The sequence below is a fragment of the Acinetobacter minutum genome (assembly GCF_035916735.1).
Taxonomy (GTDB): Bacteria; Pseudomonadota; Gammaproteobacteria; order Pseudomonadales; family Moraxellaceae; genus Acinetobacter.
Genome location: NZ_JAQIHG010000014.1, coordinates 36,280 through 61,664 on the forward strand (window position 1 = coordinate 36,280; position 25,385 = coordinate 61,664).

Below are 25,385 nucleotides of genomic sequence, written 5' to 3' on the forward strand. Positions count from 1 at the left end.
AAATCCGGTTTGATGCTAAGATCACTGATCCTCTCTATTTTACGTCGATTACCATGTCAAATTCCGATACCGCTAAAGAACGTTATTACGAAGCTGCCCCACAAGATATCGATGTCGATAACTTTAAAAAAGTGATCCAAAGCCGTCGTTCGGTACGTAAATTTACTGAAAAACCGATTCCTGAGCATATTTTGGATGAGTGTCTGAATTTAGCCCTGCTTGCACCGAATTCATCCAATTTACAACCATGGACCTTTTATGTGGTGCAATCAGCGCACAAGAAAAAGCAATTGGTCAAAGCCTGCCTAGGCCAATTGGCAGCACAAACAGCGGCAGAACTCATTGTTTGTGTGGCGCGTACCGACCGCATTGATGAAATGGCGAAAAAGAACATCAGTGAATTCCCTTTCCCCGAAGCACCGGCTGCCGTAAAAAAATATTACCGCCTGATCCCATATAACTATAAAACCGGCTACCTGAACAGTTTTGGTCACTTTAAGAAAGTCGCCTTTTCTGTAGCACGTACCTTGGATAAACAACTGCCCGTTTCAGCATTTAGCCCGGCTGATGCCAAACTCTGGGCCAGCAAGAGCACTGCCCTCGCCTGTGAAAACCTGGTTTTAGCATTACGCGCTTATGGTTTTGACAGCTGCATGATGGAAGGTTTTGATGAACCACTGTTGCGTAAAATTATCGGCTTAAATGACCAGCAATATCCAGTGATGGTAATTGCAGCCGGTGAACGTGCCGCGGATGGAGTGTTCTATCCACAGTACCGTTTTGAACGTGAGTTATTTATCCAGAAAATTTAAAATCAGTCACTCAATCTACGCTCAGTAACTGGATAAATTCAAAGGCAGGCTCTTCATAAGGATGGCTTGCCTTGAGTGCTTTTGCCACAGATGAAGCATGCTCTTCAGACACGATCGTTTCCACGCGCCATTCCGGCACTTGCTCTAAGGCATTTAACTCACCAATAAATGGATTGGCACCCTTGACCGGTTTGAATTGTCCCACACCCAACACCTGCCAGGCACATTGTTCATAATTGCCAATTCCGCCCGCACCTGCAGTAAAAATCGCCTGTTTGGTCGACTCCAGATGAGATTCTGGTACATAGTAAATCAGCTTCAACATCTCATTTTTCCCATGATCATCTTCCCTGTTCTATAACGGAGAATCGCGTTCAATACCAGTCAGAACGATCAAGATCAGGTAAATTTCAACAAATAGCCCATAATAATCAACAGAACCTGCACACTGATCACGCCAGCAAACCAAAGCCAACCTGTGGAGCATCGCGTGGGCTGATCGGATATTTTGTTATTTTTCATACTCCAGTCCTCTCATTGTTATTATCTTGATTGAAATTTTTGCTTTTATTCATAGTTACAACGAAACCAATATACGCTGACTTCTAGCGTTTACCAATTTACCTTTGCTTAAAGTATGATGAAGTTCGAAGCAAAAACCACACCAACCGTAACAGAAAATTAATCCTTGCTTCGATATGTTAAAAGCAAAAAAGCCACCCGAAGGTGGCTTTCTGTTTTTTATCAGGACAATTAACCGATAAATTTACGTGCGTTACGGAACATACGTAACCAAGCACCATCTTGATCCCAGTCTTCTGGTTTCCATGAATGCTGGATCGCGCGGAAGTTACGCTCAGGGTGTGGCATCATAATCGTTGCACGACCATCTTTTGACGTCACGCCAGTAATCGCATCTGGAGAACCATTCGGGTTCAACGGATAATGTTGAGTCGGATTGCCATGGCTATCTACATAACGTAATACCACTTGGTTCGCAGCGTTCAAACTCGCCAAATTAGCTTCTGGCGCAACCACACGACCTTCACCATGCGCCACGGCGATTGGTAGAATCGAACCTTCCATACCTTCAAGCATGATCGAGACTGATTTCTCAACACGGACGTTCACAGCACGCGCTTCGAATACTTCTGAAGTATTACGATGGAAACGTGGCCATGCTTCAGCACCTGGAATCAGCGGTGCAAGCTGTGACAACATTTGACAACCATTACATACACCGAGAGAGAAAGTTTCTTCACGGTTGAAGAATTTTTCAAACTGGTCACGCAATTTGGCATTGAACAGCACCGATTTCGCCCAACCACCGCCTGCACCGAGTACGTCACCATATGAGAAGCCACCACAGGTTACCAGACCTTGGAAGTCATCCAGACTGACACGACCAGCAAGCAAATCGCTCATATGCACATCGACAGTATTGAAGCCGACTTTATCGAAAGCGGCTGCCATTTCGACATGACCATTAATACCCTGTTCACGCAATACCGCCATGTTTGGACGGCGCAGATTTAGATATGGTGCTTCGATTTCTTCATTCAGATCAAACGTTGGCTGTGCGATCAGACCTTTATGGTTTTTGTCTGCAATTAGAGCAAATTCTTGATCGGCAGTTTCCACATTATCACGTAAACGCTGGATCTGGTGCGACACTTCAGCCCAAGCTTGTTGCAATTCAGCACGCTCAAGCACTAAACCATTCACAGACAATTGATCTGTGTCATTCACACGACCTACGACTGCAATTGCACCATTAAGTGCAGACGCTGCAATTTCAGCTTGTAAAGCATCCCAGTCGGCTGCCTTGATTTGCAATACAGCGCCAATTTCTTCAGCAAACAGGCCAGCAACAGATTGATCTTCAAGCGCTACACCTAGACGGGAAGCAAACATCATTTCCGCCACAGTCGCCAGCAAACCACCATCACCGATGTCATGGTAGGCCTGGATCAGACCACGGTTGTTCCAGTCTTGAACTAAAGCAAAGAACGCTTTGAATTCGTCAAAACTATCGACATCCGGAGTGGTCGTACCAATCGCTTTATATACTTGCGCCAGGATCGAACCGCCCAAACGGAACTGACCGCGCGATAGATCAATACGAACCAGTACTGAATCTTGGCCTGCTTTTAATTCAGGCGTCAATGTCTTACGAACGTCATTGACTGGTGCAAATGCCGTAATCACACCTGTCATTGGCGAAGTCACTGATTTGTCTTCGCCATTGTCAGTCCAGGTGGTACGCATGGATAAAGAGTCTTTACCGACTGGAATTGCGATACCCAATGCTGGACACATTTCCATACCGATGGCTTTCACGCCTTCAAACAAGGCCTGATCTTCACCTTTCTGACCGGCTGCTGCCATCCAGTTCGCAGACAATTTGATGTCGCTGATCTGTTCAATGTTGGCACACATAATGTTGGAAATCGCTTCTGCCACGGCCAAACGTGCAGATGCAGCCGGATTCAACAATGCCACTGGTGGACGTTCACCCATCGCCATGGCTTCACCAGTGAAACCTTGCAAGCTCGTTGTAGTAACAGCAGCATCGGCAACTGGTACCTGCCAACGGCCGACAAACTGGTCACGTGCCACCATACCGGTAATCGAACGGTCACCAATGGTGATCAAGAAGGATTTTGATGCAACCGTCGGGTTTTTCAACACGCGGAAGATCGCATCTTTCAAATCCACTTGTGCTGCATCAAAGTCATTGCCTTGACGTGGCTGAGTTTCATACGAACGCTGCATGCGTGGCGTACCACCGAGCATGACCTGCATCGGGATATCCACCGGGTTGTTATTAAACAACGGATCTTGTACGGTTAATTGACGAGCTTCAGTCGCCTCACCCAACACCGCAAACGGACAACGTTCACGCGCACAGATCGATTCAAACAGTTCCAACGATTCTGGACGGATCGCCAAGACATAACGTTCTTGTGCTTCATTCGACCAGATTTCCATTGGCGACATGCCTGGCTCAAGCGAAGGAATCTTGCGCAGGTTCAGGATCGCACCAAGTTCATGATCATTAACCAGTTCTGGCATTGCATTAGATAAACCACCGGCCCCCACGTCATGAATGGAAACCACTGGGTTAAAGTCTTCCATGCGCCAACAGGTATCAATGACTTCTTGGCAACGACGTTCCATTTCCGGGTTTTCACGTTGTACTGACGCGAAATCCAGGCTTTCACCCATCGTACCGCTGTCTACAGAAGACGCTGCACCACCACCTAAACCGATCAACATGGCTGGACCACCCAGAACGATCAGCAAGTCACCTGGCTGGATTGCATCTTTTTCCACGTGATCTGGACGGATGTTACCGTAACCACCGGCAATCATGATCGGTTTGTGGAAGCCTTTCACTTCACCATTGACGTTTTGTTCAAAGGTACGGAAATAACCATTCAGATTTGGGCGGCCAAATTCGTTATTGAACGCAGCACCGCCCAATGGGCCTTCGATCATGATTTGTAGCGGAGATGCCATACGCGATGGCTTGCCGTAATTTTCTTCCCACGGCTGTTCAAAACCAGGAATATTCAGGTTCGATACGGTAAAACCGGTTAAACCAGCTTTTGGCTTACCACCACGACCGGTTGCACCTTCATCACGGATTTCACCGCCTGAACCCGTCGCTGCACCCGCAAATGGGGAAATCGCTGTTGGGTGGTTATGGGTTTCCACCTTCATCAGGATGTGAGCCGCTTGGCTCTTGTATTTATACACGTAATGACCGCTTTCATCCTGTTTTGGATAGAAACGCTGGGTGTCATAACCAACAATCACGGATGCGTTGTCTTTATAGGCTGACAAGACATCTGTTGGTGATTCTTTGTAGGTATTTTTGATCATCTGGAACAAAGATAGTGGCTGTTTTTCACCATCGATGGTCCATTCAGAACCGAATATTTTGTGACGGCAGTGCTCAGAGTTGGCCTGCGCAAACATCATCAATTCAATGTCATTCGGGTTACGGCCCAGCTCAGTAAAGGCACGGGTCAAATAATCAATTTCTTCTTCAGATAAAGCAAAGCCAAATTCATTATTGGCTTTCACCAAAGCATCTTTGCCCTGACCTAAAATATCAATCGCATTTAAAGGCTTCGGTGCAGTTTCAGTGAACAAGGCCTTGGCATCGTCAATCTGGTTAAACACGTTTTCTGTCATGCGGTCGTGTAAAGCCAGTAAAACTTCTTTAGAAAGCTCAGTCACGCCTTTAAGCGTATACAACACGCCACGTTCCAAACGGTGTACGGGGGTGTTACAGTTTTGGAAGATATCGGTCGCTTTAGAAGACCACGGTGAAATCGTACCTACACGCGGTGTAACCAGAATCTGGATTTCATCACTCGCTGCCTGACGCAGTTCAAAAACGGTACCATCGTTCAAAAGCTGTAAAGCAGATTGATATTGCTGCTCGTTGAGCGCTTGATCAAACAGATAAACCCATTGGCTTTCTATTGATTGAACAGAACTAATTGACGCTAAACGTGTTAATAGTTGAGTTTTCTTAAAAGAAGAATGTGCTGGTGCACCGGCCACGATAAACATGCTGATTTTGGCTCCACGGGCAAGTCTTTTGGACCTTACCGCAATGTGACTTAGAGAGAACGCATATTCTACTGTGAAAGGTCATTTTGAGCTAGTGATTCGGGCAGGAAAAAAACTGGCATTTTCCTACCCAACAAGTAAAAACAAAGATTTAGCTCAAATTATACTGGTGCAACCTGAAACAAAGAGCCCACCCAGTAACTAAATAGCATGGCGATCACCCCCCAAATCATCACCCGGATCGCACCACGCCAGGCACTGACGCCGCCGACATAGCTGGCCAAGGCCCCCATCAGCCCCAAGGTAATCACGCCCACCAGCATGATGCTTTGTTCCAGTGCCTGTTCCGGCAGCAGTAAAATGGCCACCAGTGGAAAAAGTGATCCCACGGTAAACGCCAAGGCCGAGGAACCTGCAGCCTGTAACGGTTGTGCTGCGGTATGTTCGATAATCCCGATTTCATCCCGTGCATGTGCTTCCAGTGCGTTATACGCAGTAAGCTGCTTGGCAACTTCAGCCGCCAACTCAGGTTCCAGACCACGCTCGATATAAATATGTGTCAGTTCCTGTAATTCTTCTTCTGGATGCCGTTCCAGTGCACGGCTTTCCATCAACAGGTCATTTTTTTCAATGTCCTGCTGCGACTTTACGGAAATATATTCTCCAGCGGCCATGGAAGCAGCACCAGAAATCAGTCCGGCCACGCAGGTAACTAACAAGGTTTGTGTGCTGGCACCACTCGCCGCCATCCCCACTACCAAACTGGTCACGGAAATAATTCCGTCATTTGCACCTAAAACTGCGGCACGTAACCATCCTGCACGTTCAAGGAAATGTTTTTCCAAATGATAAGAATGACGCACAATACTTGCTCATATTGATAGGATGACTGTCATGATCAACCATCCCATCCTTTCTGTAAATAGATAAATTTATTGAATTTTTTAAAGTATTCTCATTTACCTTTTTGTTTACTTTTACACGACATATTGTGACGTTACACTCTAGAGATCGTCATCAAATTTTGGCATGATCTATTTTATTTCGATTGAATAAATATAAATGACCCAAATGCGTTGGTTGGAACTGCTTTCTGCAGTTCGTCTAGGCAGTAAAAAAAGTAGTAATGAACTGGCACGCAGCCCTTTTCACAAAGATTATGATCGTATTGTTTTCTCGCAAAGTTTCCGGCAACTGAACCGTAAAACCCAGGTCCACCCCTTAACCCAGCACGATGGCATTCATACTCGTCTCACCCATTCTCTAGAAGTGTCCTGTATTGGTCGTTCCCTCGGCATGCTGGCCGCGGAAAAAATCAAAACCGAATTACCGATGTGGATTACTCCGGCCGATGTAGGGGCGATTATTCAGGCCGCCTGTCTGGCGCATGATATTGGCAATCCTCCGTTTGGTCATGCCGGCGAGTATGCCATTCGTGAATGGTTTGATGATGCTTCACACCGTGATTTCCTGAAGGAACTCTCCCCGGAAGAAGAAGCGGATGTACGCCAATTTGAAGGCAATGCACAAGGCTTACGCTTGCTCACCAAAATTGATTACCATCCAGACGATGGTGGCATGCGTCTCACCCATGCCACGCTCGGCGCCTATCTCAAGTACCCTTGGCTCTCCAAAACCATTGCCTCGCAAGGTGATCGGCCGTCCCATCAACGGGCCAAATTTGGCTGCTATCAGTCAGAAAAAGAGACTTTGCAACAAATTGCTGAACAATTGGGTTTAATTCAGCTTGGAGACTATCACTACTGCCGCCATCCTTTGACCTATCTACTGGAAGCGGCGGATGATATTTGTTATGCACTGATTGATCTCGAAGATGGCATTATTCTGCATATGCTGAGTTATGAGGAAGTCGAACCGGTGTTCCTGAATTTACTCGGTGATTATGGTCTGCCTGCTGAATTAAATCTGCCACACAGTACCTGGCAGCAAAAAATTGCTGCACTGCGTGGTCGGGTCATGAAACGTCTCGTTGAAGAAGTCACCAGTGCATTTGCCAAACACCATTATGAAATTTTGTCCGGGAGACTCGAAGGGGGATTATTACAGTATTGCTCTCCCGATATTGCTCTTGGCATCCAGCGTGCAAAAAATATGGCACGAGAGAAAATTTTCGAGCATCGACAGAAATCCGATCTGGAAATTGTCGCACATATGAGCTTGCAGCATATTTTAGATGCGTTTATTCCTTTAACCTTGCCAGAAAAGTCTTTAAGCTTTAAAGAACAGCGACTCATGTCCATCCTGCAGCAATTTGGTGCCAATTTTCAGCACAATCATTATCAGAACATCATGCAAGTGCTGGATATCATCAGTAAATTTTCTGATCATCAAGCCTATGAACTGGCTCAGGTTCTGCAAGGACGTCGGGTTGCATTTATCTAATTTTAGGAAGATCGAAATCAAATGATCGGTTGTTTAATCGGTGAAGTGTTTGCACTCGAAGCACCGACAGTATTATTGAACGTCAACGGCGTCGGCTATGAAATTGACACGCCGCTATCGACTTTTTGCCAGCTGCAAAAAGGCCAGAAAGTCACCTTGTGGACCCATTTAGTGGTCCGTGAAGATGCACAACAGCTGTTTGGCTTTAGCGATGCACAAGAAAAAACTATTTTCCGAACCCTATTAAAAGTCAATGGTGTAGGTCCAAGAATGGCGCTTGGGATCTTATCTACCTTGAGTGTGGATCTGCTGATTCACAGTATTGAACATGATGACGTGAATACCTTGATCAAAGTCCCGGGGGTCGGCAAAAAAACCGCGGAACGCCTGTTGATTGAATTACGTGATCGTTTTAAAGCGCTTTCTCATGGCAGCAATCAGAATACCAATACCATTGCACAAATCCAGTTTACTGCCAATTCAGCCGTTGCCGAAGCGGAAGCAGCGTTACAATCCTTGGGCTATAAACCTGCCGAAGCACAAAAAGCCGTTGCTGCAGCGAAGGGCGATTTCACCGAATCTGCCGATATTATTCGTGCCGCGCTTAAATCGATGATGAAGTAAGTATTCTATGCAAGACCGTTTAATCACGGGCATTGAACGCCCAGAAGATCATTTTGATCGTGCCATTCGTCCGACCTCACTCGATGACTATATTGGTCAGCCGGTGGTACGTGAACAGATGGAAATTTTTATTGGCGCAGCGCGTGGCCGTGGTGAAGCACTGGATCATACCCTGATTTTTGGCCCGCCAGGTCTGGGTAAAACCACCCTAGCCAATATTATTGCGCGGGAAATGGGAGGAAATCTCAAATCCACCTCAGGACCCGTTTTGGAGCGTGCCGGTGATCTAGCGGCCATGCTAACCAATCTCGAAGAGGGTGATGTGCTGTTTATTGATGAAATCCATCGCCTTTCACCAGTGATTGAAGAAATTCTGTATCCAGCCATGGAAGACTACCAGTTGGACATCATGATCGGCGAAGGTCCTGCAGCGCGTTCGATTAAACTGGATTTACCCCCGTTTACTTTGGTCGCTGCGACCACCCGTGCCGGTCTGCTGACCTCTCCGTTACGGGATCGTTTCGGGATTGTGCAACGACTGGAGTTTTATTCGGTTGAAGATTTAACCCATATTGTCGCGCGTTCTGCGAGTCTGATGGATGTGCCGATGACCGCAGCAGGTGCCACGGAAGTCGCACGTCGCTCGCGAGGTACACCGCGTATCGCTAACCGCCTGCTACGTCGGGTGCGAGACTATGCACAAGTCAAAGGTACTGGAGAAGTGACCCAGGACATGGCACAACGTGCACTGGATATGTTAAAGGTGGATAAATCTGGGCTCGACACGCTCGACCGGCGTTATCTGAGTATGCTACTGGAGCGTTTTGATGGTGGACCCGCTGGGGTTGAAGCTTTGGCTGCGGCTATGGCGGAAGATTCTGGGACACTAGAAGACGTGATTGAACCCTATCTGATTCAGCAAGGTTATGTGATGCGTACCGCGCGTGGCCGCATTGCCACCAACCAGGCCTATTTGCAATTTGGCCTAACCCCACCAGAGCCGAAAAACGCGTAATCCTAGCTGATGATCAAGGGAGCAGTTTGCTCCCTTTATTTTGTTTTTTTGCAAATTGCCTGTTTAATACAATCAATCTTTTGTCACTAAAAAGCACGTTCATAACTGCTTAGGCTAAATGTGCAGGGAAAGTAATGACTTTATCTAAACGTGATTGTTGCATTGCCACCATCAACAAGCGATCCAGCCCCAAAGCAATGCCCGAGGTTGCCGGTACTTGCGGTAAGGCCGCCAATAGATATTCATCCACAGGCATGATGGTAAGGCCCAAGTCAGCGCGGCTCTGGTTATCCTGCTCAAAACGCTGACGCAACACCTCTGCATCGACCAGCTCATCATAAGCATTTGCCAGCTCCAGGCCTTCAATATACAGCTCGAAACGGGCAGCCACCCACTCGCCATCTTCATCCTGCTTCACTTTGGCCAAAGATGCCAATTCCGGTGGAAAGTCGGTCAGAAAAACCGGCGTATCGAACCCCAGACTTGGCTCAACAAAATGGGAAAATAACAAATCAATATAACCCAAACGATCCTCACCCAAATCCAAATTCAGTCCGACTCTATTTGCAGTGTCTTTAAGCTGTTTTAACGTCGCCTGTAAAGGGTTGAGATCCAGACGGTCTTGGAAAGCGTGTTTATAACTCAGCACCAGCGGACGCAACTCACTAAAGCGCTCTTGCAAACAGACAGATAGCAGATCCGTCGTTTCAAACATCAGCTCTTTCAAGCTAAAACCCGGACGATACCACTCTAGCATACTGAATTCACTGTTGTGCTTGCGGCCATGCTCATCGTCACGAAAGACTTTACAGATTTGATAAATCGGCCCGCTGCCACTAGCCAGCAAGCGTTTCATTGCAAATTCTGGCGAAGTCTGTAAATAATGGGTTTGCAACTGCCCCGCCACATGACGCTGAGCTGCGACCGAAGCCAAATGCACATCCGTCACACCCGCTTGCGATAAAATGGGAGTTTCCACTTCAAGCACGTTACGCTCGGCAAAAAACTGGCGAATCCGCGCATACATTTTGGCCCGTGCCTGCATAGCCGCCAGATCACAGGTCGGTTGATAATCCATCATGCCTGTGGTCCTCCATAAGCAGACCACTCACGGCGCAGCGGGTATGTCTTACGTAGCTGATCAAAAGCAGGCTGCTCTACAAAACCGTCTTTTAAACAGGCACGCAGGGCTGCATCATCACGGGCAATATCATAAATTTCAGGTAAATGCTGAATCAGCACATCATGTAAATTCTGTCCGGTAAATAAATTGCTGCAGCCGGGTAACTGGCTTTCAAAATGCTTATCCGCCCTAAAGCCAAAATGTGCACAGAAGGCCTGATAAATCATTTCTGTACCGCGTGCCTTGCCTTCCAGACTGTAGCCCGCAATATGCGGTGTGACCAGCGTAACCGCATCAAGCAACTGTGCTGAAATGATCGGTTCATGTTCAAACACATCCAGAATCACCGTGCGCTGAGTACGTTGAATATCGTCTAACAAGGCTTGTTCAGCAATCACCGAACCACGCGCACTATTAATTAGAATGGTCTGTGCCGGAATTTTTGCCAAAGTTTGAGTATCGAATAAATGATAGGTTGGATAAGGCCCTGTTTTGGTCAGTGGCACATGAATGGAAATCGCATCACTTTCAGTCAGTAGCTGTTCAAATTCAACCTGATTGATCTGTTCACGCGACACCAACGGGTCATAGCCCAGCACGTTCCAGCCCAGTAACTGTGCCATTTTTGCCAGACGTGTTCCCACGTTGCCCAGGCCGACAATTCCTAAAGTAAAGGCAGGTTTATTTTTTAATAATTCCGGGCGGACATGGTTTAAAGCCGTAATGACATATTCGGCAACTGCCTGTGCATTACAACCCGCAGCATTGGCCCACTGAATCTGCTGTTGTTGTAAAGCAGGAATCTCTAAATGATCCGTACCGATGGTGGCACTACCCACAAACTGTAAAGCCGTATACTGAATCAGTGCACGATTGACGGGTGTTACCGAACGAACCAGTAAAGCCTGCGCATCTTGCACATCCGCATGGGTCAGGGTTCGTCCGGGACGTTGCTGGATTTCTCCAAACGCTGAAAAGAAATATTCGGTAAAAGCCAGATTTTCATCCGCGACAATTTTCATTGCAGTGATCCAACAACTTCGAAAATCGCATCATAACTTTTCAGGTTTATGGATACTAGGCACAGTTGGTGAATTGTGGGATTTTCTCTGGCCTGAACTCAGTTTACTTATAAGCCACTGGCTGTTTTCCAGCCATGCAACTGTAGATATTGCTGCAACAGTGCATGATTTGCGTACAGATCATCCAGACCTGTCATTAAGATATCCAAACCGCGCTGCACATACTGTTGTACCACTAATGGACATTTCGACTCAGCAGCCTGCTCAAGACTGAGTAAATAATGCTGGATATAAAAATGGGTATGTGCTTCACGCATGATGGTATCCATCCATTTCATCAGGTCCTGATACCATTGGCTCTCGACTCCATCGAGATGTGCCGTTAAATCCAGAATGGCCTGATGTAGATGCTGTAAACGTTGCTGTGCTTTATCCAACTGTTCCGTTTTAAGCAGACTGGCATAGGTACGCTGAATCAGACGCATAGACTGTTGAATAAAACGGAAGTACTGGATGCTGGATTTCGCTGCAATGAGGTCATCATGAGCAATCGAAAACGGCAAACCCAATAAAGGAGAAAATTCAGTTGAATGGAGTGAGGTCATGGTGAGAGCTTCCTTTGTTATTGTTGTTATGTGATGCAATTTAGCAAATGCATAAAAAAGCAACAAGCCTTTAACACAAAAGATGAATTACAATATTTTCATTTACTTAAAATACATAATTTTTTTAAGGATTTAGAGTGAAAAGTTAAATGTAACGATTTATAAATCAGATATATTCCAAATCATCAGACACTTAGTTCTTGTATTAATCATCACCAAAAACATCATTTTTCAAGTATATTCAGCGATGAATAATTTCAGATGCTCGTACTGATCTCCGCCACAGAATAAAAAATTGCGTAGATGCTCCTTCTACTTGGTAAGTAGCATCGGCACGAATATAACCTTAAAAATTGACTTCAATGCCTGATGGCATACTGCTTGACGGACTTAATATATGTAACTGTTGTAACTGAGACGATGCAGTGAAGAATTACAGCCCCTCCCCCTGACCAAAGGGGTTTGACTTCAGTGACATTTAAATTGCTTCATGCTCCATATTTCTTTTTTACTCACCGCCCTTGCACCTTCACGACAGGCCATTGCTTCGTACACCGCAATGACTAGCCAAAGGATGGCTACTTTTTTATTCTGATGGAATGTTTATCTGCCGTTATTTTTTATTTTTGCACTTTTCAAGACATGATTTGACCCAAAGCGTGTGCAAGGCACACACTTCAGGGTTGAATTCTCTTGAATAATAATTGAGAGGCTTGATTCGCTTAGACAGCAGCCTGTTCAGCCTGCTGAGCCAAGATCTCGCGGATTTTGAATTTCTGGATTTTACCTGATGGTGTCATTGGTAAGGCATCCCAGACTTCCAGACGCTCAGGAATATATTGAATGGCCAAATTCTGCGCTTTCAAGAAATTGACTATGTCCGATAACTGCAATTTGACACTACTCTCTTTCAGTTTAACCACTGCACAGGCTCGCTCACCGAGACGATCGTCGGCGTAAGGGACTAAAGCGACCATGGCGATATCCGGGTGTTTATACAGCAGAGATTCGATCTCGGACACAGGAATATTTTCACCGCCCCGGATAATCACATCTTTTTTGCGACCACAAATCCGGATATAGCCCTGCTCATCCTGAGTGGCAATATCACCGGTATCAAACCAGCCATCGGCATCAGTTTCATTCAAATGTGGACGCTTGAGATAACCACCAAAATTCGAACAGCTGCGGATCATCAGGCTGCCAGAATGGTTTGCTGGTAAGGTATGACCATGCTCATCTACGATTTTGAGTTCAACACCCGGTAATGGCAGCCCATCGGTATTGAACGAACGTTCATCATCATCTTCTGGTCGTGTCAGGGTCACTGCACCACACTCGGTCATGCCCCAGGCGGAAATCACTTTCACGCCCAGATTCTGGCGGGCTTTTTGTACCAGTGCACTTGGAATCGGGGCACCTGCGCAAAGGAACAGTTTTAAACTTTCCACTGTTTGATGCGTTTCAGCAACTCCGATAGATAAATCATTCAAGAAGGGGGTTGAAGCCATCGTGAAGCTCACCTGATGCTCATGAATTAGGTCAATCGCTTTGTTGACGTCCCATACATCCTGCAACACCGCTTTGGCTTTCAACAAGACCGGCATAATCAGACCATACATAAAGCCGGTTTGATGGGCCATCGGCGAAGCCATTAAGATCACATCATCAGGTCCCAAATGCAGACGTTTAGCATAGGGAACGATATTGGCAAATAAGGTATTGGCCGTATGCATCACACCTTTCGGTTCACCCGTAGTTCCTGAGGTAAACATCAATTGCGCAATATCATCAGCCGTGATGCTGACATCATTCAAGGTGTTGAGGATTTGTGGATCCTGATCCAGTCCATGATTAAGCATCAGCTTTTCAAAACTGTTGTCGCCCTCTCCCCCAATCACCACAATATGCTCAAGCGTATCGATATTTTTTTGCAACTGGTAGGCAAGCTGCTCGTGATCAAATTTACGGAAGGTTTTTGGCACGATTAACACCTTACTTTCCGTATGCTTCAGCATAAAGCTAAGTTCACGTTCACGGAAAATTGGCATTAATGGATTTAACACGGCACCAATACGGCGACAGGCAATATACAAAATGGTAAATTCCCACCAGTTGGGCAACTGGCAAGAAACTATGTCCTGCTTTTGGACACCTAAACGTTTGAGGCCCAGAGCAACCCGGTTCGCTGTATGCAGCATTTCCCGATAGGTCAAGCTTTTTTCAGTTTGTTGTTCAGTCTTATAACTGACCAGGGCGATTTTGTCGGGATGTTGATGTACCGCCTCATTTAAAGATTGCAAAATGGTTTTATTCACCCAATAACCCTGTTGCAACATTTGTTCCCGGCGCGGTGCCAATAGTACTGCATCGAAATCCATTCCATTACTCCTAATTATAATTATCCTGTTGCTTTTCGCATCCACTCATCCATAGATTGCCATCCGGCAAACCGAAACAATGCTCAGCTGTTCTTTTCTACCTTGAACGGCTGAGCATGCGATGCATGTTGCAATATATTGATTAAGCAGGTACTGCCTTACGACCAGCCTTGTCACGCGCAATAATGGTTTTCATAATCTGCGCAGTTCCATCACCAATCTGGAAGCCCATGACATCACGTAGGCGCTGTTCCATCACCCCGCGATCATAACCGGCATGACCAAACGTGAGTAAACACTGATGAACCACATCATAGGCCAGTTTTGGCCCCCACCATTTGCACATGCCCGCTTCTGCAGTATGTGGCAGATCATGATCTTTTAACCATAAGGTCTGTAGGCACAATAAACGAGCAGCTTCCACCTGCGTTTCATAATCGGCTAAAGGATGGGATACACCCTGAAACGCTGTTAACGGCTTACCAAACGCTTCACGCTGCGCCGCATAAGCCCAGGTTTCATCCAGTGAAACACGTGCCACGGCTAACACCTGCAAACCGATCAAGGCACGTGAAAAGTCAAAGCCCTGCATCACCTGAACAAAACCTTTGTTCTCTTCACCCAGACGATGATTCACCGGCACGCGCACGTTATCAAAGAAAATTGAACCGCGACCAATCGCACGCTGACCATGGCAGTCGAAACGTGTGGTGGTGATGCCAGGCAAATCCATCGGTACCAACAATGCAGTTACCCCATGTGCCCCGGATTCAATTGAACCGGTACGGCCAAAAATCACCGCAGCATCGGCCTGATCGGCAGCCGAAATCGAGGTTTTTTCGCCATTGATGACATATTCATCACCATCACGTTCGATTTTCAAACGCAAATTGGCTGCATCCGAACCGCCACGTGGCTCGGTCAATCCAATCGCGAAAATCGCCTCACCCGCAGTAAGTTTTTCTAGCCATGGACGAACCACTTCCGGCTGACCATGTTGAGCTAGAATCTGTCCGTTGAGAGACGCCAGCAAATTGATATAGGAAAAACTGAGATCCGCTTTGGCAATCGCTTCATGGATCACACCCGCTGCCAAGCAGCCCAAACCTTGACCGCCATATTCTTCCGGCAACTCAGGCGCAATAAAACCCAGTTCTCCCATTTGCTTCATCAAAGCACGGTCTAAAACACGGGTCTGATCACGCTCTAAAAAGCCCGGTGCCACATATTTTTGGGCAAATTTTTCTGCTGTTTCCGCAAGAAATTCTAAATCTTCATCAATATAAGGATTTTTACTCATGGACTGGCTCCTTATTATTTGTAGTATTTGCGGAATTCAGGTTGGCGTTTTTCTTTCAGGGCATTCACGCCTTCACGCGACTCTTCAGTGTCGTAGTAGAGTTTCAAGGCATACATACCCATGCCCGCAATACCTGCCTGATGTGCAGTGTCCATGTTAAAGCTGCGTTTCGCAATCGCCAAAGCAGTTGGGCTGCGTTGGCAGAGCTCTTCACCCCATGCTTGAACCTCAGCATCTAGTTGATCAGCTGGTACGCATTTATTGGCCAAACCGATTTCAACGGCTTCTGGGCCGGAATAACGGCGGCACATATACCAGATTTCACGTGCTTTCTTCTCGCCCACCACACGCGCCAGGAATGCAGTCCCATAACCAGGATCTACTGAACCCATTTTCGGGCCCACCTGACCAAAAATCGCTTTTTCTGAACAGATCGTCAGATCACAAATCGTTGCCAGTACGTTGCCGCCACCGATCGCATAGCCTTGTACACGCGCAATTACTGGCTTAGGTACATCACGAATCGCCGTATGCAATTCTTCCATCGGTAAGCCAATGGTGCCACGGCCATCATAGTTACCATTGTGCGCAGACTGATCTCCACCGGTACAGAAGGCTTTTTCGCCCGCACCAGTCAATACAATCGCGCCCACATCACGGTCATAGCCGGCTTTATTCAAAGCTTTGATAATTTCATCACAGGTTTGGCCACGGAAGGCATTCATTTTTTCTGGACGGTTAATGGTGATCCATGCCACGCCATTTTTTACTTCATATAAAATGTCTTCAAAATTCATGTTGTTCACTTCCTGTAATTTTATCGTTTTTAAGTTTTTGTAAATTAATTCAGACTGGGCTTAACCATTCATGGTCAAACCACCAGATACACTCAGTACCTGACCGGTGATAAAGCTGGCATCATCACTCAGGAAAAAGGCAATCGAAGAAGCCAGATCTTCCGGCTGGCCCAAACGGCCCAAAGGAATGGCACGAATAAAGGCTTCACGTAGTTTTTCTGGATTCGATGCACCTTCCGTAACACCTGCAAGCAGTGCGGTGTCTGTTGGCCCCGGGCAGATCACGTTGATGTTGATGTTATGACGAGAATGCTCACGTGCCAGTGTTTTAGAGAACGATAACAAACCGCCTTTACACGCCGCATAAACAGCCTCGCCGGAAGAACCGACTCGTGCGGCATCAGAAGCAATATTCACAATACGACCCGCATTGCGTTCAACCATACCCGGCAATACGGCATGGTGCATGTTCAGCATGCCCACCAGGTTAATCTGGATCAAACGATCCCATTCATTGGCATTGGTTTTAAGGAAAGGTTTGAAAACATCCCAACCGGCATTGTTAACCAGACCATCTACCGGCCCAAGCTCGGCTTGCGTTTTGGCCACAGCCTGATCCACCATTTCACGATTGGTAATATCACATTGCACCGCTAAAGCCTGGCCCTGTGCATTCTGGATTTCAGCCACCAAGGCTTCTGCTGCAGCCATATTCATATCAAATACTGCGACTTTGGCCCCTTCCTGGGCTAAGCGTTTGCATGTTGCAGAACCAATTCCACCTGCACCACCGGTTACAATAATGACTTTATCTTGCAATCCTTTCATCTCTTTTTCCTTATTTACTGAATTAATATTCAATCTTCTTATGTATGTCTCAAACATACTGAACAAGAAAATTAATTTCAATTATCAATATTAATGTTTCACTATACGAAATAAATAATTAAAAATATTAATTTTATAAGTTATTGTATTTTATTAATATTAATTAAATATAACCTTTATTTATGAAATTAAATGTTACATATTTATCTTCACCAGCATCATTTTTTGTAAATTTTATGCTCCTACTGGGTATTATAAGAAACAATCCCATACTGGTTAAAACAAACTCAGTTCACCCCCAAAGCCCCTAAAAAACATCCATTAAAAAATAAATATTATTTAAAATACAAATATTTAAAAAAATAAAAAAAGCCAGTTGATAAAAGAAACTGGCCATACCAAATATTTCGTATAACAAAATTTTATTCTAAAAAAAAGAGAATACGCCGGTCAAAGCATATTCTCTGGAGCAAAAGCAAAGTTCAGAAAATTTAATTACAGAAAGCAGCAATTCCCGTTTGCGCCCGGCCTAAAATCAGGGCATGAATATCGTGTGTACCTTCATAAGTATTCACCACTTCCAGATTCACCAGATGTCGCGCCACACCAAACTCGTCACTGATCCCGTTGCCTCCCATCATATCCCGAGCCAAACGCGCAATATCCAAAGCCTTACCACAGTTATTGCGTTTGATCAGTGATGTTCCCTCAACCGAAGCAATACCTTCATCTTTCATCCGGCCAAAACGCAGTGCGACCTGCAAGCCCAGGGCGATTTCCGTCTGCATATCCGCTAGTTTTTTCTGGATCAGCTGATTGGCCGCCAGTGGTCGACCAAACTGTTTACGATCCATGGTGTATTGATGCGCCGTGTGCCAGCAAAACTCTGCCGCGCCCATGGCACCCCAGGCAATGCCATAACGTGCACTGTTCAGACAGGTAAATGGACCTTTTAGTCCACGAATCTCAGGGAAAGCATTTTCTTCCGGTACAAACACATTATCCATGACAATTTCACCGGTAATCGAAGCACGTAAGCCCACTTTGCCATGAATGGCCGGCGCCGATAATCCTTCCCAGCCTTTTTCCAGGATAAAACCACGAATTGGCCCGACATTGCCTTCAGCAGACACTTCTTTAGCCCAGACGACAAATACGTCGGCAATTGGACTGTTGGTAATCCACATTTTTGCACCGGTCAGGCGATAACCGCCATCGACTTTTTTGGCACGGGTAATCATGCTGCCCGGATCTGAGCCGTAATCCGGTTCAGTTAAACCAAAGCAGCCAATAAATTCACCTGTCGCCAATTTCGGTAAATATTTTTGCTTTTGTTGTTCTGTCCCAAATTCATTGATTGGCACCATCACCAGAGAGCTTTGTACGCTAGCCATAGAACGATAGCCAGAATCAACACGCTCAATTTCACGGGCAATCAGACCATAACTGACATAGTTGAGACCCGCGCCACCATACTGCTCCGGAATGGTTGGACCCAACAAACCCAATTCGCCCATTTCACGGAAAATACGGGCATCGGTTTTTTCGTGACGGAACTGCTCCAAAACACGCGGCATTAATTTATCCTGACAATACGCATAGGCCGTATCCCGGATCATGCGTTCTTCTTCGGTTAGTTGTTGCTCAAGTAAAAAAGGATCCTGCCAGTTAAATTCTATTGCTTTCATTTTTTATTCCTTGTTCATGTCTCGAATTTTTGGAGAGTTAAGCGCTAGCTGCTTTAATCATATCGCGGGCAATGATCAGTTGCTGAATCTGCGTAGTACCCTCGTATAGACGGAATAGACGCACGTCCCGATAAAAACGTTCAATCGAGTATTCACTGATATATCCGGCACCGCCATGAATTTGCAAACAACGATCTGCAACGCGACCACACATTTCAGTGGCAAACATCTTGGCACAAGAGGCTTCAGTTACAATACTTTCTCCCTCATCACGGCGACGTGCCGCATCGAGCACCATGCATTTCGCTGCATAAATCTCGGTTTTAGAATCTGCCAGCATGGCTTGAATCAGCTGAAAATTGGCAATCGGCTGACCGAACTGTTTACGCTCAATGGCATAATGCAGTGCATCATCCAGCATCCGTTCTGCCATCCCCACACTGTAGGCAGCAATATGTAAACGGCCTTTATCCAGCACTTTCATGGCCGTTTTAAAACCCACACCCTCAACTCCACCAATCAGTTGATCCTGATGTACGCGACAATTATCAAAAATCACGTCACAGGTATAAGAGCCTTTCTGCCCCATTTTTTTATCGATTTTGCCTAAAGATAAACCTGGCGTTCCAGCCTCAACCAGAAAAGCTGAAATCCCCGCTGCACCCTTGATTTCAGGATTCGTACGTGCCATGACTGTGAAGGTCGCAGCACGCGGTGCATTGGTGATAAAACGTTTGGTGCCATTCAGGACATAATAGTCGCCCTCTTTAATAGCTGTGGTTTTTAATGCTGCGGCATCAGAACCTGAATCCGGTTCAGTCAGACAAAAAGAACCGATAATTTCACCACTGGCATAACGGGGTAAATATTTTTGTTTCTGTGCTTCTGTACCATCAATAATAATGCCGCTTGAGCCGATACCATTATTGGTGCCAATCAGGGAGCGAAACGCCGCTGAAGTATGACCCAGCTCCTGTGCCACCAAAACTTCCTCTTCCATGGTCAGACCTAAACCACCATATTCTTCAGGGATGGTCAGGCCAAATAGTCCCATCTCACGCATCTGTTGCACAATCGGCTCAGGAATCGCTTCAGATTCCTCCACAATATGCTCGTTCGGACGTAATTCATGGTCGACGAAGTCTCGGATTGTCGCTAACAGTTGCTCTAGCATCTGCGGATCACGGATCATCTTTTACTCCTTTATTCTTTGTGATGTCTTTATTGTTGTCTCCGATGCGCTCCTGCATCTCTCCAACAAAATAATATTATGTTTCGTTATACGAAATACCATATCAATATAAAAATTAAAAAACAAGACAGAAATTAAGGTAAATTTCGTTAAGCAAAATAAAATTCCAAATATTTGCAATATTTTCTCTCTCAACTGACTCAATTTGCAAAAAACAGGTTGTATCTAACCGCAATCTAGATTAATTTTTATTGAAAATAATTTTTGCTATACGGAATTTTTATAATAATGGATAGCCAATTCGTACAAATAGATTTATCGCATCCTGCCATTGCCGTGATACGGATCCATCGCCCAGAGGTCAAAAATGCGTTGAATACCGCTGTTCGCCAGCAATTGGCACAAGCTTTTGCAGAACAAAGCCTAAATGATGCAGTCAGAGTGATTGTCTTAACAGGAAGTGAAAGCGTATTTGCCGCTGGAGCAGACCTCAATGAAATGGCACAGGCCAAATCCATTGAGATTTATTTACGTCATACCGAACGTTACTGGCAGCAGATTGCACAATGCCCCAAACCGGTGATCGCCGCAGTCAATGGCTTTGCTTTAGGGGGTGGCTGTGAACTGGCCATGCATGCCGACATAATTATCGCCGGGAAAAGTGCACAGTTTGGCCAACCGGAAATCAAAGTTGGCTTAATGCCCGGGGCCGGTGGAACGCAACGACTGGTGCGCGCTGTCGGCAAGTTTCAAGCCATGCGCATGATTATGACAGGTTGTCTGATCCCTGCTGAAGAAGCTTTAAGGATGGGACTGGTTTCACAGATGACTGAGGATCAGGAGACCTTCCCAACAGCACTAAAAATGGCACAGCAGATTGCCCAGTTGCCACCGATTGCACTGGAGCAGATCAAAGAAAATGTCTTGCTGAGCCAGGATGTTCCTTTACATGCCGGACTGACGCTGGAACGCAAATCTTTCCAGCTGCTCTTTGACACACAAGACCAGAAAGAAGGGATTCAGGCCTTTCAGGAAAAGCGTAAACCGCAATATCAGGGAAAATAACCATTCACAGGACACCATCATGCAATACAAGATTCAACAGATCGGGATTATTGGTGCCGGCATCATGGGAACAGGGATTGCCCAGATCGCCATTTTATCTGGCCATGACGTTTATCTGTACGATGCCAATGCAGAAGCTGCCACGCAGGCCAAAGACAGACTGGGCCAAACTTTACAGCAGCTGGCGAGCAAAGGAAAATTCACCGAGGAACAGGTGATTACGGCACTGACACATTTACACGTGGCAGAGGAATTGCTAGAACTGAAAGATTGCCAACTGGTCATTGAAGCGATTATAGAGAAACTCGACATCAAACAACAGTTGATGCAGCAGCTTGAAAGTATTGTCTCGCCACAGACCATTTTGGCCACCAACACTTCATCACTTTCGGTAACAGCGATTGCTGCACATTGCCACAATCCGGAACGTGTCGCCGGCTTCCATTTTTTTAATCCAGTACCGTTGATGAAAGTGGTTGAGGTGATTCAAGGGTTGCATACCCAGCCCGAAGTGCTCGATCATCTCACACAACTGGCACAGCATATGGGACACCGGCCGGTCCGTACCAAAGACACTCCCGGTTTTATCATCAATCATGCCGGGCGTGCCTACCTGACCGAATCGTTAAAAATTCTGGGTGAAAACGTCGCGAGTGTGGAGCAGATTGATCAAGTGTTGAAATCAGCCCTAGGCTTTCGAATGGGGCCTTTTGAACTGCTCGACCTCACCGGATTAGACGTTTCACATCCGGTGATGGAGTCTATTTACCAGCAGTATTATCAGGAACCGCGTTATCGCCCAAGTATCCTGACTCAGCAAATGCTTACCGGCAAACGTCTAGGTCGCAAAACTGGACAAGGTTTCTATCGTTACGTTGAACAGAAAAAACAAGATATTGCAGTAGCTTCAGCACCATCAACAGTTGAAATGACAGCTTTACCCAAGGTCTGGCTCTCTACCGATTTTAGCCAAGATAACGCCTTGTTAAGTGAATATTTAACGGTCAAAGGGATTCCACTGGATACAGCAGAACATCCAGCCACTGACTCTCTGGTCGTGATTGCCAGTTATGGTGAAGATGCCACCAGCAGTGCGCTGCGTTTAGGGGTTAATCCACAACAGGTCGTCTGTCTTGATTTAATCGCGGGTTTCAGCCAGCAACGTACCCTGATGCCCAGCTTACTGACCAATGCAGAGATGAAACAGGCGGCTCAGTGCATTTTTCAGGATGAGATGAGTCAAGTGACCTGGATTGCAGAAAGTATCGGGCTCATCAGCCAGCGCGTACTGGCCATGATTGTCAATCTGGGCTGTGACATGGCACAGCAAGGGATTGCCACTGTAGAGGACATTAATGCTGCAGTCCGCTTAGGCTTAGGCTATCCACATGGGCCAATTGAGTGGGGAGATTTCATTGGAGCAGACAAAGTCCTACTGACCTTAGAACGCATGCTGGCGCTGACTGGTGATCCACGTTATCGACCAAGTCCATGGCTACAACGCCGCTGCAAATTACAATTGCCACTGACGTTTAACAGCTGATCTCAGCTAAATAACGAAAAATAATGATTAAATTTAAAGGAATAAACAATGTTAAATGCCTATATCTATGCCGGTGTTCGCACCCCAATTGGTCGCCATGCAGGTGCCCTTTCTTCAATTCGTCCCGATGATCTGGCGGCGCATGTCATTCAGGGTGTACTGCAAAAAAGCGGTGTGCCTGCTCAGGCTATTGAAGATGTCATTCTCGGTGACACCAATCAGGCCGGAGAAGACTGCCGCAATATTGCCCGCAATGCCCTGCTAGTGGCTGGACTGCCACCCTCCGTCGCTGGACAAACGGTAAACCGTCTGTGTGCCAACGGTCTGGCTGCAGTGATTGATGCGGCGCGTGCCATCAGCTGTGACGAAGGCGAGCTGTATATTGCCGGTGGTGTCGAAAGCATGTCTCGTGCACCATTCGTTTTAGCCAAAGCAGAATCTGCCTTTAGTCGTGAAGCGAAAATTTTTGATACCACGATCGGTTCACGCTTCCCGAACCCCACTTTGGTGCGTTTATATGGCAATGACAGCATGCCCGAAACCGGTAACAACGTTGCGGAGCAATATGGCGTGACGCGTGAACAGGCCGATCAGTTTGCTGCCGCATCTCAGGCTAAGTACCAACGTGCCAAGCAGCAAGGTTTTTTTGAGGATGAAATTTTACCGATTGAAATCTCACAAGGTCGCAAAGCCCCACCCAAACTGATCAGTGAAGATGAACACCCGCGCCCAAGTTCTGATTTTGTTGCCTTGCAGAAATTGAAGCCACTCTTTGAAGGGGGTGTCGTGACTGCAGGAAATGCTTCAGGCATCAATGATGGTGCGGCAGCTTTATTAATTGGCAATCAAAATGTCGGAGAAAAATATGGTCTGCAACCTTTGGCCAGAATTGTCTCTGCAGCTGCTGCCGGGATTGAACCACGTATCATGGGTGCCGGCCCGATTGAAGCCATTAAAAAAGCCTTGCAACGTGCACATTTGACCCTGAACGACATGGATATTATTGAAATCAATGAAGCCTTTGCCTCACAGGTATTGTCATGTCTCAAAGGTTTAGGCGTGGCCTTTGATGATCCACGCGTCAATCCGAATGGGGGGGCAATTGCAATCGGCCATCCATTGGGATGTTCTGGTGCACGCCTCGCCTTGACGGCTGCACGAGAGCTGCAACGTCGCCAGAAAAAATATGCGGTGGTGAGCTTATGTATCGGTGTGGGTCAGGGTTTGGCGATGGTCATTGAGAATCCTGCTGTGACTAATAGCTAATTTTTTAAATTGCACGCTGATAAAAACAACATAAATTTTTGTCTAGCAAAATAAGTTGTTATGATAACGAAATTGGACTGGATGAAAGGTGGGGATGATATGCATTCAGAGCATAGCGCAGACTGCGTAGAGAAAAAAATTAATTTTGATGAAATCCGTCTGGATCCAATTTCGCATATTCATCGCGAGAATAATCCACAGTTTATTGCTTCTTTAGCACGCGGTTTAGAAATCTTGCGTTGTTTCTCCGCATCGAATCAGATTTTAGGTAATCAGGAATTGGCAGCCATGACCAATTTACCTAAACCCACGATTGCCCGGATTACCAATACGCTAGTTTCCTTGGGTTATTTAAAGCAGCTCCCCAATTCAACCAAATACACGTTGGATATCGGGGTGTTAGGACTAGGATACGCTGCATTATCCAACATTTCGGCACGACTACACGCGCATCCGTATATGGAAGAAATGTCCAAATATGCTCAGGCGCCGGTTGCCATGGCAACTCGTGACCGCCTCACCATGGTGTATCTGGATGTGGTACAGACAGAGACTAACCTGACCATGCGTCGCCCGGTGGGGTCTACCCTACCACTGCATAACACATCGATGGGACGTGCCTGTCTAGCGGCCATGCCGGAAAATGAACGTATTTTTATCCTCGATGCGCTGGCAAAACGTCATGGTGATGAATGGCCAACAATTAAACGTGGACTGGAACGTGCTTTCCATGATTATCAGAACTATGGTTACTGTTTATCCTTGAGTGAATGGCATAAAGAAGTTAATTCCGTCGCCGTGCCAATGGTGCATCCGCTGCATGGTTTATTGGTCTTTAACTGTGGCGCACCAAGTTATCTGGTGAATCAGGAAAAGCTGGAAAATGAGATTGGCCCTCGCCTGATTCACATGGTACAGAACATTGAAGATGCGCTAAACGCCCTTTAACAACCCGCACAAAACAATAAGCTGAAATCAGAATATTTCAGCTTTTTTAAAAAATAATTCACGATACGAAACTGGATTTTATATTATGGAAGAATTAGAACGCGAAGTTATGGAGTTTGATGTCGTCATCGTTGGTGCCGGACCTGCAGGTCTTTCCGCCGCGATTCGCATCCGTCAATTAGCAAT

General features: G+C 46.2%; 22 protein-coding genes. 9 read left to right on the forward strand and 13 right to left on the reverse strand.

From position 1 onward, the window contains the following. Positions 1–53: 53 nt before the first annotated feature. Positions 54–812 carry a nitroreductase family protein gene (locus PAE54_RS07650; RefSeq protein ID WP_326518984.1) on the forward strand — a complete coding sequence of 253 codons (759 nt, stop codon included), beginning with the start codon at positions 54–56 and terminating at the stop codon, positions 810–812. 10 nt (positions 813–822) lie between these two features. On the opposite strand, the gene PAE54_RS07655 is transcribed toward PAE54_RS07650, so the two are convergent. The 4 genes from PAE54_RS07655 to PAE54_RS07665 all read right to left on the reverse strand — a co-directional run bounded on the left by PAE54_RS07655 (position 823) and on the right by PAE54_RS07665 (position 6,262). Next, positions 823–1,137 carry a YqfO family protein gene (locus tag PAE54_RS07655; protein WP_326518985.1) on the reverse strand — a complete coding sequence of 105 codons (315 nt, stop codon included), beginning with the start codon at positions 1,135–1,137 and terminating at the stop codon, positions 823–825. 74 nt (positions 1,138–1,211) lie between these two features. Next, positions 1,212–1,334, reverse strand: a complete 123-nt coding sequence (locus PAE54_RS12450; RefSeq protein WP_442784389.1) for a KGW motif small protein — start codon at positions 1,332–1,334, stop codon at positions 1,212–1,214. A 231-nt stretch (positions 1,335–1,565) separates the two neighbouring features. Then, positions 1,566–5,399, reverse strand: coding sequence for a phosphoribosylformylglycinamidine synthase (purL, locus tag PAE54_RS07660; RefSeq protein WP_326518986.1), 3,834 nt, complete (start codon positions 5,397–5,399; stop codon positions 1,566–1,568). A 161-nt stretch (positions 5,400–5,560) separates the two neighbouring features. Continuing rightward, positions 5,561–6,262, reverse strand: a complete 702-nt coding sequence (locus tag PAE54_RS07665; RefSeq protein WP_326518987.1) for a VIT1/CCC1 transporter family protein — start codon at positions 6,260–6,262, stop codon at positions 5,561–5,563. Positions 6,263–6,461: 199 nt separating this feature from the next. On the opposite strand from PAE54_RS07665, the gene PAE54_RS07670 reads away from it, so the two are divergent. From PAE54_RS07670 to ruvB, 3 genes are read left to right on the forward strand one after another with little or no spacing between them, the layout of a single operon-like run. Then, the gene (locus tag PAE54_RS07670; RefSeq protein ID WP_273778824.1) at positions 6,462–7,802 is read left to right on the forward strand and encodes a deoxyguanosinetriphosphate triphosphohydrolase; all 1,341 of its coding nucleotides are present in this window, start codon (positions 6,462–6,464) and stop codon (positions 7,800–7,802) included. 21 nt (positions 7,803–7,823) lie between these two features. Beyond that, positions 7,824–8,426, forward strand: coding sequence for a Holliday junction branch migration protein RuvA (ruvA, locus tag PAE54_RS07675; protein ID WP_326518988.1), 603 nt, complete (start codon positions 7,824–7,826; stop codon positions 8,424–8,426). 7 nt (positions 8,427–8,433) lie between these two features. Beyond that, a complete protein-coding gene (ruvB, locus tag PAE54_RS07680) occupies positions 8,434–9,441 on the forward strand; it encodes a Holliday junction branch migration DNA helicase RuvB (RefSeq protein ID WP_326518989.1) in 1,008 nt (335 codons plus the stop codon). A 109-nt stretch (positions 9,442–9,550) separates the two neighbouring features. On the opposite strand, the gene epmA is transcribed toward ruvB, so the two are convergent. From epmA to PAE54_RS07725, 9 genes are all read right to left on the reverse strand, one after another. Then, entirely contained in the window at positions 9,551–10,522 is a 972-nt protein-coding gene (gene epmA / locus PAE54_RS07685; RefSeq protein WP_326518990.1) for an EF-P lysine aminoacylase EpmA, read from the reverse strand. Then, positions 10,519–11,586, reverse strand: coding sequence for a 4-phosphoerythronate dehydrogenase (locus tag PAE54_RS07690; protein ID WP_326518991.1), 1,068 nt, complete (start codon positions 11,584–11,586; stop codon positions 10,519–10,521). The genes epmA and PAE54_RS07690 overlap by 4 nt, the downstream gene beginning before the upstream one ends. A 107-nt stretch (positions 11,587–11,693) precedes the next feature. Then, complete coding sequence (locus tag PAE54_RS07695) at positions 11,694–12,191, reverse strand: hypothetical protein (protein ID WP_273778816.1); 498 nt, start codon at positions 12,189–12,191, stop codon at positions 11,694–11,696. A gap of 722 nt (positions 12,192–12,913) precedes the next feature. Continuing rightward, complete coding sequence (gene aliA, locus PAE54_RS07700) at positions 12,914–14,572, reverse strand: cyclohexanecarboxylate-CoA ligase (protein ID WP_326518992.1); 1,659 nt, start codon at positions 14,570–14,572, stop codon at positions 12,914–12,916. A 142-nt stretch (positions 14,573–14,714) separates the two neighbouring features. Further along, positions 14,715–15,872: a cyclohexanecarboxyl-CoA dehydrogenase gene (aliB, locus tag PAE54_RS07705; protein ID WP_326518993.1), complete on the reverse strand. Its 1,158-nt coding sequence runs from the start codon at positions 15,870–15,872 to the stop codon at positions 14,715–14,717. A gap of 14 nt (positions 15,873–15,886) precedes the next feature. After that, positions 15,887–16,669, reverse strand: coding sequence for a 2-ketocyclohexanecarboxyl-CoA hydrolase (gene badI / locus PAE54_RS07710; RefSeq protein WP_326518994.1), 783 nt, complete (start codon positions 16,667–16,669; stop codon positions 15,887–15,889). Between the two features lie 60 nt (positions 16,670–16,729). Further along, entirely contained in the window at positions 16,730–17,497 is a 768-nt protein-coding gene (gene badH, locus PAE54_RS07715) for a 2-hydroxycyclohexanecarboxyl-CoA dehydrogenase (RefSeq protein WP_326518995.1), read from the reverse strand. 491 nt (positions 17,498–17,988) lie between these two features. Then, entirely contained in the window at positions 17,989–19,185 is a 1,197-nt protein-coding gene (locus PAE54_RS07720) for an acyl-CoA dehydrogenase (RefSeq protein ID WP_326518996.1), read from the reverse strand. A gap of 37 nt (positions 19,186–19,222) precedes the next feature. Next, positions 19,223–20,377: an acyl-CoA dehydrogenase family protein gene (locus tag PAE54_RS07725; RefSeq protein ID WP_273778800.1), complete on the reverse strand. Its 1,155-nt coding sequence runs from the start codon at positions 20,375–20,377 to the stop codon at positions 19,223–19,225. Between the two features lie 288 nt (positions 20,378–20,665). Between PAE54_RS07725 and PAE54_RS07730 the strand changes: the two genes are divergently transcribed. From PAE54_RS07730 to PAE54_RS07750, 5 genes are all read left to right on the forward strand, one after another. Then, complete coding sequence (locus PAE54_RS07730; protein WP_326518997.1) at positions 20,666–21,442, forward strand: enoyl-CoA hydratase; 777 nt, start codon at positions 20,666–20,668, stop codon at positions 21,440–21,442. A gap of 19 nt (positions 21,443–21,461) precedes the next feature. Next, the gene (locus PAE54_RS07735) at positions 21,462–22,985 is read left to right on the forward strand and encodes a 3-hydroxyacyl-CoA dehydrogenase (protein WP_326518998.1); all 1,524 of its coding nucleotides are present in this window, start codon (positions 21,462–21,464) and stop codon (positions 22,983–22,985) included. A 48-nt stretch (positions 22,986–23,033) separates the two neighbouring features. Then, entirely contained in the window at positions 23,034–24,251 is a 1,218-nt protein-coding gene (locus PAE54_RS07740; protein WP_326518999.1) for a 3-oxoadipyl-CoA thiolase, read from the forward strand. 99 nt (positions 24,252–24,350) lie between these two features. Then, on the forward strand, positions 24,351–25,199 hold the full coding sequence (locus tag PAE54_RS07745) for an IclR family transcriptional regulator (protein WP_273778795.1): 849 nt from the start codon (positions 24,351–24,353) through the stop codon (positions 25,197–25,199). An 85-nt stretch (positions 25,200–25,284) separates the two neighbouring features. Next, the coding region (locus PAE54_RS07750; protein ID WP_326519002.1) for an FAD-binding protein at positions 25,285–25,385 on the forward strand (101 nt) is incomplete at its 3' end.